General features: G+C 65.2%; 6 protein-coding genes. 4 read left to right on the top strand and 2 right to left on the bottom strand.

All coding sequences use genetic code 11. The features are described from left to right. Together ABI213_RS20680 and ABI213_RS20685 are read left to right on the top strand one after the other, a co-directional pair. The coding region (locus tag ABI213_RS20680; RefSeq protein ID WP_348028472.1) for a response regulator at nt 1–2,788 on the top strand (2,788 nt) is incomplete at its 5' end. 104 nt (nt 2,789–2,892) lie between these two features. Continuing rightward, nucleotides 2,893–6,714, top strand: coding sequence for a response regulator (locus ABI213_RS20685; RefSeq protein WP_348028474.1), 3,822 nt, complete (start codon nt 2,893–2,895; stop codon nt 6,712–6,714). 16 nt (nt 6,715–6,730) lie between these two features. On the opposite strand, the gene ABI213_RS20690 is transcribed toward ABI213_RS20685, so the two are convergent. Both ABI213_RS20690 and ABI213_RS20695 read right to left on the bottom strand, forming a co-directional pair. Continuing rightward, nucleotides 6,731–7,813 (bottom strand): PA0069 family radical SAM protein, encoded by a 1,083-nt coding sequence (locus ABI213_RS20690; protein WP_348028476.1) that lies wholly within the window; start codon nt 7,811–7,813, stop codon nt 6,731–6,733. 135 nt (nt 7,814–7,948) lie between these two features. After that, nucleotides 7,949–9,883 carry a propionate--CoA ligase gene (locus tag ABI213_RS20695; protein ID WP_348028482.1) on the bottom strand — a complete coding sequence of 645 codons (1,935 nt, stop codon included), beginning with the start codon at nt 9,881–9,883 and terminating at the stop codon, nt 7,949–7,951. A 90-nt stretch (nt 9,884–9,973) separates the two neighbouring features. Between ABI213_RS20695 and bktB the strand changes: the two genes are divergently transcribed. Further along, complete coding sequence (gene bktB / locus ABI213_RS20700) at nt 9,974–11,158, top strand: beta-ketothiolase BktB (RefSeq protein ID WP_348028478.1); 1,185 nt, start codon at nt 9,974–9,976, stop codon at nt 11,156–11,158. A 3-nt stretch (nt 11,159–11,161) separates the two neighbouring features. After that, nucleotides 11,162–11,658: MOSC domain-containing protein (locus ABI213_RS20705; protein WP_348028480.1), on the top strand; the 497-nt coding region annotated here is incomplete at its 3' end.

Genomic DNA, 11,658 nt, shown 5'->3' on the forward strand with positions numbered 1-11,658 from the left:
AGACGTAGCCTGGATCGGCCGCATCACCCTGCACGCGCCCGCCTCGTGCCTGGAGACGCGGAACAAAGTTTTGCAGGTGCTGCTGGAAGTGGAAGGCCGCAGCCACAGCGACACCACCCACTGCACCCCCATCGCCGCCTGCGTGTCCGATGTCTGCCGCTGGCTGCTGCAGCACGGCCAGGCCCCGGCGGTAGAGCTATCGTTCCACCGGGACGGGCACCGCGCGTTCGCCGCCCTGACCGGCCTGTCCCTCACCCCACTGCCTGCCGCACCGCCCCGCCTGCTGGGCTTCGCGCAAGCCAGCGAATCGTTTGTGCAGACCCGTACCCAACCCCCGCACTACGCCCTGCGGCTGCACTTTGCGCTGTGGCACCACCTGCAGTTGCCCACTGTCGCCCGTCTGCGCGCCCTGTTTACCGAGAAATCGCGCGAAGAGCTGTTTATCGAATCGCAACAGGCCGAGGCCGATATGCGCCTGCTGATCGAACAACTGCGTATTGCCAAAGATGCCGCCGATGCCGCCAGCCAGGCCAAGGGCGACTTTCTGGCCAATATGAGCCACGAGATCCGAACCCCGATGAACGCCATCATCGGCATGTCGCACCTGGCCCTGAAGACCGAGCTGAACCCGCGCCAACACGACTACGTGCTGAAAATCCGCCAGTCCGGCCAGCACCTGCTGGGCATCCTGAACGACATCCTGGACTTCTCCAAGGTCGAAGCGGGAAAGCTCAGCATCGAACACACACCGTTCGAACTGGACCAGGTGCTGGAAAACGTGGCCAATGTGATTGCCGACAAGGCCCAGGCAAAAAACCTGGAACTGGTGTTCGACCTGCCCGCCCAGGTCCCGCAAAGCCTGCTCGGCGACCCGCTGCGGCTGAGCCAGATTTTGATCAACTACGCCAACAACGCCATCAAATTTACCGAAAGCGGCGAGATCGGCGTGGTGGTACGCATTGCCGAGCACACCGATCCCGAAAGTACCAGCCACACCCTGCTGCGCTTTGAGGTGCGTGACACCGGCATCGGCCTCAGCCCCGAGCAAATCGGCCGTTTGTTCCAAAGCTTCAGCCAGGCCGACACCTCCACCACCCGCCAATACGGCGGCACCGGTCTGGGCCTGGCCATCAGCAAAAGCCTGGCCGAATTGATGGGCGGCCAGGTGGGCGTAGACAGTGCAACCGGCCAGGGCTCGCGCTTTTGGTTCACCGCCCGGTTGGGCCTGGGCGAAAAACGCAGCCGCCGCCTGGCCCCCAGCATCGACCTGCGCGGCCGCCGCGTGCTGGTGGTGGACGACAACGAAAACGCCAACCTGGTGCTGGTGGACATGCTGGAGGCACTTAGTTTTGAGGTTGCCTCGGTGCGTTCCGGCCAGGCCGCGCTAGAGGCCATCAGCGCCGCCGATGCCGCTGGCCGCAGCTTCGACATTGCCATGCTGGACTGGCAAATGCCCGGCATGGACGGCCTGGAGCTGGCCCGCCGCATCGTGCTGCTGCCGCTGTCGCGCCAGCCCAAGCGGGTCATCGTGACCGCCTATGGCCGCGAAGAGGTCATGGAGGGCGCCAAACGCGTGGGGATAGAGGACCTGCTGCTCAAGCCCATCAACGGCTCCGTGCTGTTCAACACCATGATGCGGCTGCTAGGCCAGCAGGCTACTATCGACGGCACAGCCCAGGCAGCCAGACACCCCGGCGAGCCGGGCAGCTCGGCGCTCGACGCGTTGGCCCCGCTCCACGGCGCGCACATCCTGCTGGTCGAAGACAACCTACTCAACCAGCAGGTAGCCGGTGAACTGCTGGCCGATGCCGGATTCCGGGTGGATATCGCCGACAACGGCCAGATTGCCGTCCACATGGTGCAAGCCCGCCCGGCCGACCAGCCCTATGACGTGGTGCTGATGGACATGCAAATGCCGGTGATGGACGGCCTGACGGCCACCCGCCTGCTGCGCCAGGACGCGCTATTCGCCACCCTGCCCATCCTGGCCATGACGGCCAACGCCATGCAAGCCGACCGCGACCGCTGCACGGCCGCCGGCATGGATGGTTTTGTGACCAAACCCATCGAACCCGATGCCTTGTGGCGCGCCCTGGCCCAGTGGATTCGCCCCCGCGCTGGGCTGGGCACCCGGCCCGTGACAGCAGACCAGGCCGCCCCAACCAGTACCGCCCAGCGACCTCACCTGCCCACCCTGCTGCACAACGTGCCGGGGCTGAACCTGGCGTTAGGCCTGAGCCGGGTGATGGGCAAAGAATCTCTCTACCTGGGCATGCTGCACATGTTTCTGGCCGGCCAAGCCACTGCCAGCCAGCAGATCCAGGAGCGGGTCGCCCAAGGCGATACCAGCACCGCCGAGCGGCTGGCCCACACCCTCAAGGGCGTGGCAGGCAACATCGGGGCCAGCCCGCTGCAGCAGGCCGCCAGTGAGGTGGAACTGGCGCTGCGCGCAGGTGACAGCCTGGCCGCCATCGACACCCTGTGGCAGGCACTGCACAGCCAGTTGACCGCGCTGGTAGACCCGCTACGCAGCGCACTCGACAGCCTGGAGCAGGTCGAAGAAGCCACGGCGACCATCGGCGCCGACTTCGAAGCCACCTACCGCCAGCTGCATGACCTGCTGCAAGACGCAGATTCCGACGCGGTCGGGCTGTTTGACCTGCACCGGGCAGAATTCAAAGCCGCCCTGGGGCCCGCCTATATCGGAGTGGATACCGCCATCCGCAGCTACGACTGCGAGGAAGCAATGCAGCAGCTGCAAGCCGCACTATCCGCTCGCTTTATTTAGACAAAATATGGCGCTACCGCAGTACCCACCTGCACCAGAAGCTATAAAATAAGTAGCGAAATACCCTTGGTTATTGTCCACCCCTCCTTAATTCGCCCGACCCCATGCGCACCTGGTTGAACCGCTGGCAGCTATGGCATAAATTTGCGCTGCTGGGCCTGCTGGGTTTGCTGCTGTTGGCACCGCCGCTGCTGCTGTTTGTGCGCGCTTCCGACACCACCATCCACGCCTTGCAACGCGCACGCGATGGTCTGGGCCCCGTACGCACCGTGTTGACGGCCGTCACATTGCTGCAAAGACACCGTACGCTGGCTGCGCGCCTGCAACCCGGCGATACCGAAACCCCGGTATCCATGCTGCTGACCCGCTCGCAAATCGATGCCTCGCTGGTCCAGATACAAGAAGTGCTGCCCGGCATTGAAACCCGCGCCATCGACCAGCTGTGGGTTCGCAGCCAAGCCCAATGGGCCCAGCTGCAGCAGACCATGAACGCGCCACAGCCCGCGCCCGCAGAGGTCTTTGACGAGCACACCACCGCCGTGGCACTGTTGCTCAAAATCAATGGCCAACTGGTAGACGACTGTGGCTTCAGCCTCAACCCCCAGGCCAGCATCTCGCTGCTGGGGCGGGCCGCATTGGTCGAATCGCTGGATCTGCTGGAATCGCTGTCGCAGGTGCGCGACAAAGTACTGCTGCCACAAGCCCAAAGGCAGGTCACATCCGAAGAAAACACCGCGCTGGCAGCCCTGCTCAGCGGCATCGGCGACGATTTTGAACGCCTGCAAAACACCCTGGACAAAGCCACCCGCGACAACCCCGCGCTGAGCGCCGCACTCAACCAGCCGCAGTTCAACCGCATCCGCTGGCTGCGGATTCACCCCCGCTTGCGCCCGGACATGGCCCGCTTTACCCCGACAGGGTGGGTCGGAGCCGACGACTTGGCCGTGCTGGACGGCATCTTGGCCTCGCAGTCGGCCTTCAGCGATGCCGCCTTGCGTGCACTGCAAGACGCGCTAGATACCCAACTGGTCGAACACATCCAGACCCAGCGAACCCTGGCCGCCGGGATGCTGGCATTGGCGTTGTTTCTGGTGGGGCTGGCCTACCGGGTGGCGCGCTCCATCACCCGGCCTTTGTTGCAGGCGGTGGAGGTTGCCCGGCAAGTGGCCGACGGCACGCTGGCCGCCGAACTGGAGAAGTCCTCGGGTGTGCTCGGCCACGCGGGCAACGAAACCGGGCGCTTGCTGCAGTCGCTCTACGCCATGCACCATAGCCTGCAGCAAACACGCGCCGAGCAACTGGTGGGTGAACAGCAGGTAGCTCAGGCACTGCGCGAGCAGCAGGTGATTTTTGAAGCCGTCAGCCTAGGCATTGTGTTTGCCGTGGGCCACACCATCCAGCGCTGTAACTCGGCCATGGAGCGCATGTTTGGCTACCCACCGGGTGACCTGGCAGGACGCGGCACCAAAGAACTTTTCCTCAGCGCGGCCGACCTGGCCGCCATTGGCCGCAGGGTCAACCCGGCCATGCGCGAATGCGGATTTTTCTCTAGCGACGTAGAGCTCCGCCGCAAGGACGGCAGCGCCGTGTGGGTGCACACCTACGGCCGGGCGATTGACGCGCAAAACTTGCACCTGGGTGTGGTGTGGGTGTACGAAGACATCTCCGAGCAGCGCGCCGCCGCCGAAGAACTGCGCCAGGCCAAGAATGCGGCCGAACAGGCCAGCAAGGCCAAGGGCGACTTCCTGGCGAACATGAGCCACGAAATCCGCACGCCCATGAACGCCATCATCGGCATGTCGCACCTGGCACTGAAGACCGAGCTCAACCCCCGCCAGCGCGACTACATCGGCAAAATCCGCCAGTCGGGCCAACATCTACTGGGTATCTTGAACGACATCCTGGACTTTTCCAAGGTCGAAGCCGGCAAGCTGCAGATCGAGCACACCGCCTTCGACCTGGAAGAAGTACTGGCCAACGTGGTCAACGTGGTGGCCGACAAAGCCCAGGCCAAAAACCTGGAACTGGTGTGCGACCTGCCCGCCCAAATCCCACTGCAACTGGTGGGCGACCCGCTGCGGCTGGGCCAGATCCTCATCAACTACACCACCAATGCCATCAAGTTCACCGAGCGCGGTGAAATCCACATCGCCGTGCGCCTGCAAACCCAAACCGAAGGCGGTGTGCAGCTGCGCTTTACCGTGCGCGACACCGGCATCGGCCTGACGCCGGAGCAAATCGGCCGCCTATTCCAAAGCTTCAGCCAGGCCGACACGTCCACCACCCGCCAGTACGGCGGCACCGGGCTGGGCTTAGCGATCAGCAAAAACCTGGCCGCGCTAATGGGCGGTGAAGTCGGCGTGGACAGCACGCCAGGCGTGGGCTCGACCTTCTGGTTTACCGCGCAACTGGGTCTGGGCGAACGCCGCGCCCGGCCGCAGTTACCCGGCAGCGGCACGCTGCGCGGACGGCGCGTGCTGGTGGTGGACGACAACGATTCCGCTGCCACGGTACTGGTCGATATGCTGGAGAACATGGGCTTTGCGGTGCAAGCCGTGTCCAGCGGAGCCCAGGCGATTGCGGCCGTGCAAAACCAGGCTGCCAATGCCACGCCTTTCGAGGTGGTGATGATGGACTGGCAAATGCCCGGCATGGACGGGCTGGAGGCCATCCACCAGCTCCGCGCACTCCAGCTGCAACCGGCACCGCACACCGTGCTAGTCACGGCCTTTGGGCGCGAGGAAGTGCGGCAGAACGCCCACGCCGCCGATGTCTCCGATGTGCTGCTTAAACACGTGAGCGCATCGCTGCTGTTCGACACCATGGTCAACGCCCTGGGCCACGCCCGCGTCCAGGACCGACGCGCACGCGCCCCCGGTGTCAGCACCGCCATGGCGGCCCTGGCACCGGTACGCGGCGCGCACATCCTGCTGGTGGAAGACAACGACCTGAACCAGCAAGTGGCCTCCGAGCTGCTGCAAGACGCAGGCTTCACTGTAGACATTGCCGACAACGGCCTGATCGCCGTGGCCATGGTCGGGCAAACCACCTACGACCTGGTGCTGATGGACATGCAAATGCCGGTAATGGATGGCATCACGGCGACCCAAGAGATCCGCGAAACGGGCCTGTACCCTGAGCTACCCATCGTTGCCATGACGGCCAACGCCATGCAGGCCGACCGCGACCGCTGCCTGGCGGCAGGCATGAACAGCTTCGTGGCCAAACCCATCGAACCCGACGACCTGTGGCGCGCGCTGGCCCAGTGGATTCGCCCCCGCGACGGCTTGGGCGAACCCAGCGCTGCGCCCGCATCCACCGTAGCCCCCGCACCCGAGGTTGCCACCGACGCCATCCCGCAGGGCATCGCCGGGCTGGACACCACGCTGGGCCTGAAGCGGGTGATGGGCAAGCAGTCGCTGTACCTCAGCATGCTGCGCAAATTTGCCACTGGCCAGGCGCAGGCCACCCGGCACATCGCCGACGCACTGCAGGCCGCCGACAGCGCCACCGCCGAGCGCCTGGCCCACACCCTCAAAGGCGTGGCGGGCAACATCGGTGCCAGCAGCTTGCAACATGCCGCGGGTTTGCTGGAAGCCGCCATCCACACCCGGCAGCCGCACGAAGCTTTGCTCGAACCCGTGCACACCCAACTGGCCGCGCTGGTGGCCGCCCTGCACGCCGCCCTGCCCGCGCCCGCCGCGCTGACCGAGGGCGACCAGGCCCAACTGGCTCCCGTGCTGGCCCAGTTACGCCATCTGCTGGCCGAGGACGATTCCGATGCCTCCGAGCTGTTCCTGCAGCACAGCGCCCTGCTGCAAGCCGCGCTGGGCAGCACCCACACCACGGTGGCCAGCGCCATGGCCGAATACGACTTTGACGCCGCGCTCCAGGCGCTAAACGCTGCCGTACCCGAGGCTTCCTGATGGCCTCTGTGCTGCGTTAAAACAAACTTTCTTGCCCCGACAGCAGCCCTGGGCGGAACTGCCCCACGTCCAGCGCCACCCGCTCGCGGTTCAAGCCCAGCTTGGCGCAGGTTTTGTGGAAGCGCTGGCGCAGCAGGTCCGCCCACAGGCCGCTGCCCTTCATGCGGGTGGCGAAATCGGCGTTGTAGTCCTTGCCCCCGCGCATGTCCTGGATGCGCGCCATCACCCGGTCGGCGCGCTGCGGATAGTGCAGCGCTAGCCACTGGCGAAACAGCGGGGCTACCTCCCAGGGCAGGCGCAGCACGGTGTAGAAGGCGGTACGGGCCCCAGCTTCGTACGCGGCAGCCAGCACCTGCTCCATGTCGTCGTTGATGAACGGAATCTGCGGCCCCACGCTCACGCCCACCGGCACACCGGCTTCGGCCAGCGCGCGGATGGTGCGCAGGCGGCGGTACGGTGCGGCGGCACGCGGCTCTAGCGTGCGGGCCAAAGCCGCATCCAGCGTGGTGAGGGTGACGTACACCGCCGCAAGATTACGCGCTGCCATGGGGGCCAGCAGGTCCAGGTCGCGCTCCACCCCGCTGCCCTTGGTCACCAGGGCCAGCGGGTGGTGGCAGCGGTAGGCCACGGCAATGGCACTGCGGGTCAGGCGCAGCTCGCGCTCGATGGGCTGGTAGCCGTCGGTTACCGTGCCCAGGGCCAGCATGCGCGGCACATAGCTGCGGGCGGCCAGCTCGCGCGCCAACACCTCGGCCAGGTTGCGCTTGGCGATGATCTTGGTTTCAAAGTCCAGCCCCGGCGATAGATTCAGGTAGCTGTGCGTGGGCCGGGCGTAGCAGTAAATACATCCGTGCTCGCAGCCCCGGTAAGGGTTCAGGCCGTAGTCGAAGTAGATGTCGGGCGAGTCGTTGCGGGTGATGGCGCTGTGCGCATCCTCAAAAATCACCTGCGTGGCCAGGGGCAGGCGCGGCTCGGCACCTTCCAGCGTGCCCCAGCCGTCGTCGAACGCAGCCCGGTCGTCGCAGCTGAAGCGGTGCGCCAGGTGCGTGGCCGTGCCCCGGCCTTTGATGGCGCTGATGGGGACCACAGCGTCTGTCACGCCCCGCCCCTGAACAGGGGGAAATATTTAAACAAAATAAGCCTCTGGCGCATATTTCACCTGCGCAGACAGCTACGTTTTCAATAGCTGAGCATGGAATGGGTAACTGGATGGGTATCCAGTATATTCCAGCCCCTATTGGCCCGCAACCAAGGCCTTGATCTGCTGCAGCGCCGCCGGGTCGTCCATGGTGGTCAAGTCGCCGGGGTCGCGGCCCTCGCACACGGCTTGCACGGCGCGGCGCAGCAATTTGCCGCTGCGGGTTTTGGGCAACAGGTTGACGAACGTGACGCGGGCCGGGCGGGCCACGGCCCCCAGGTCTTTATCGACCATGCGCATCACCTCGGCTTCTAGCTGGGCGCGGGCGGCATCGCTGTTCACAACGCTGGGGTCTTTGAGCACAGCAAACGCCATGGCTACCTGGCCTTTGAGTGCATCGGCCACGCCGACCACGGCCACCTCGGAAATGTTGGGGTGGGCGGCAATGCTTTCCTCGATCTCGCGGGGGCCCAGGCGGTGCCCGGCCACGTTGATCACGTCGTCGGTGCGGCCCAGGATGAAGAAGTAGCCATCGGCATCGCGCACGCCCCAGTCAAAGGTGCTGTAGACCATTTTGCCGGGCACACTGGACCAGTAGGTTTGCACAAAGCGTGCATCGTCGCGCCACACGGTTTGCAAGCAGCCGGGGGGCAGCGGGCCCTCGATGGCGACCACGCCTTTTTGGTTAGGCCCGGTGAGTTCTGCACCGGTGGCATCGTCCAGCAGCTTGACGTTGTAGCCGTACACCGCCTTGCCGGGCGAGCCGAACTTGGTGGGGGCCGACTCCACGCCGTTGCACAGGGCCAGGATGGGCCAGCCGGTTTCGGTCTGCCAGTAGTTGTCGATGACAGGTTTGCCCAGGGCCTGGTGGATCCAGGTGGCGGTGGGTTCGTCCAGCGGCTCCCCGGCCAGAAATAGGGCGCGCAGGCTGCTCAAATCGTACTTTGCCATCAGCGCCGGGTCTTGCTTTTTCAGCACCCGCACGGCGGTGGGCGCACTGAACATCACCGTCACCTGGTACTTTTCGACTAGGCTCCACCAGATGCCGCCGTCGGGCCGGGTCGGCAGGCCCTCGTACAAGATGGTGGCCATGCCGCCGATCAGCGGACCGTAGACGATGTAGCTGTGGCCCACCACCCAGCCGATGTCGCTGGTGCAAAAAAAGGTTTCGCCCGGCTTGCCGCCGTAGATGTGTTGCAGGCTGGCGGCCAGCGCCACGGCGTAGCCGCCGGTGTCGCGCTGCACGCCCTTGGGCTTGCCGGTGGTGCCGCTGGTGTACAGGGTGTAGCTGGTGTGCGTGGCATCGACCCAGGTGCAAGGCACTTGCGTCTCTAAGTGTTTTAGGCGCTCTACGCCCCACAGATGGTCACGACCAGCTACCAAATCCATAGCAACCATCCCCCGGTCTACCAGCAGCACGGCGCGAGGTTGGTGGGTGGACAGGCGGATGGCTTCGTCCAGCAGCGGCTTGTAGGCCACCACTTTGCCGCCGCGCGAACCGGCATCGGCGCTGATGACCAGCACCGGCTCGGCATCGTCGATGCGCGAGGCCAGCGCGCCCGAGGCAAAGCCGCCAAACACCACCGAGTGGATCGCGCCGATGCGGGCGCAGGCCAGCATGGCAAACGCGGCCTCGGCCACCATCGGCATGTAGACCAGTACCCGGTCGCCCTTGGCCACGCCCAGGTCCAGCAGCACAGCCGCCATGCGCTGCACCTCTGCATGTAGTTCGCGGAAGGTGTAGACGGTTTCTTCACCCGTTTCGGTGGACACAAAAATCAGCGCCCGCTGGTCGGCCCGCTCGACAAGGTGCCGGTCCACCGCGTTGTGGCACAGGTTGGTGGTGCCGCCCACAAACCATTTCGCAAACGGCGGGTGGCTGTAATCGCAGACCTGCTGGGGCGGGGTGTGCCAGTCGATCAACCGGGCCTGCTCGCTCCAAAAAGCATCACGCTCGCGCAGGGAGCGTTGGTAAAAGTCTGCATAGGCCCGCATATTTGTCTCCGGTTTATTTGAATTTGCATTCATAATTATGAATGCAGAACTGGCTGGAAACTGACTTTTGCAGCCCCACCACCCCTCATCCCCTCCCTACCCTTTCACTTTTCTCAAGGAATCTCCATGGCCCGCGAAGTTGTTGTTGTCAGTGCGGTACGTACCGCGATCGGAACCTTTGGCGGCAGCCTGAAGGACATTGCGCCCATAGCCCTGGCCGCCCAGGTGGTGCGCGAGTCGCTACTGCGCGCCCAGACCGAGGGGGTTGACGTGGGCCACGTGGTGTTTGGCCATGTGGTCAACACCGAGCCGCGCGACATGTATTTGTCGCGCGCGGCGGCCGTGCTGGGCGGCTGCGGCGAGGGCACGCCCGCCTACAACGTGAACCGCCTGTGCGGCTCGGGCCTGCAGGCCATCGTCAACGCGGCCCAAAGCATTCTGCTGGGAGATACCGACATCGCCATCGGCGGTGGGGCCGAGAACATGAGCCGTGCACCCTACGCCGCCCTGACGGCCCGTTGGGGCATGCGCATGGGCGATGCCAAGCTGACCGACATGATGATCGGCGCGCTGCACGACCCCTTCCACAACATCCACATGGGTGTCACCGCCGAAAACATCGCCCAAAAATGGGGCATCAGCCGTGAAGAGCAGGACACACTGGCGGTAGAAAGCCACCACCGCGCCGAGCGCGCCACCGCCGCCGGCTACTTCACCAGCCAGATCACGCCCGTGGTGCTGAAAAGCAAAAAAGGCGATACCTTGTTTGCCAGCGACGAACACTTCCGCGCTGGGGTGACGATGGCCGACATGGCCAAGCTCAAGCCTGCCTTCGCCAAAGAAAATGGCACGGTCACCGCTGGCAATGCCTCGGGCATCAACGATGCGGCCGCTGCCGTGGTACTGATGGACGCAGCCACCGCCCAAGCCCGTGGCCTGCAGCCGCTGGCCCGCCTGGTGGCCTACGCCCATGCCGGGGTCGATCCGCAGTACATGGGCATCGGCCCGGTGCCTGCGACCCGCTTGGCGCTGCAAAAAGCCGGGCTGACGGTGCAGGACCTGGACGTGATCGAGGCCAACGAAGCCTTTGCCGCCCAAGCCTGCGCCGTGAGCCGCGACCTGGGGCTGGACCCGGCCAAGGTGAACCCCAACGGCTCGGGCATCTCGCTGGGCCACCCGATTGGTGCCACGGGCGCGCTGATCACCGTCAAAGCCCTGTACGAACTGCAACGCATCCAGGGCCGCTACGCGCTGGTGACCATGTGCATCGGCGGCGGCCAGGGGATTGCGGCGATTTTCGAGCGCTGCTGATCGGTGCAACTCGCCAGCGTCAACGTCGGCAATGCCCGCCCGCTGCTGGCCGGTGGGCGGCGCGTGCTGTCGGGCATTGGCAAACAGGCCGTGGCGGGCCCGGTGGCATTAGGCCCCATGGGCTTGGCGGGCGACGAACAGGCCGATCGGCGCGTGCACGGCGGGCTGGACAAAGCCGTCTACGCCTACCCTGCCGCGCATTACGCCTTCTGGCGGGCGCAACGGCAGGCCCAGGCGGTCAGCCTGTTTGACGAAGACTTGCCGCCCGGCTTTATGGGCGAAAACCTTACGCTGCACGGCCTGCTGGAGGCCGAGGTGTGGGTGGGCGACAGGCTGCATTTCCCCGACTGCAGCCTGCGCGTCACCGAACCGCGCCAGCCCTGCTTCAAGCTCAACGCGGTAATGGGCTACGCCGAGGCCGCGCGCGACATGCTGCGCAGCGGGGCCTGCGGGTTTTACCTGGCTGTGGACGCATCCGGAAGCATCGCGGCAGGGCAAAG

The organism is Rhodoferax sp. (assembly GCF_039922535.1).
Lineage (GTDB): Bacteria > Pseudomonadota > Gammaproteobacteria > Burkholderiales > Burkholderiaceae_C > Rhodoferax_B.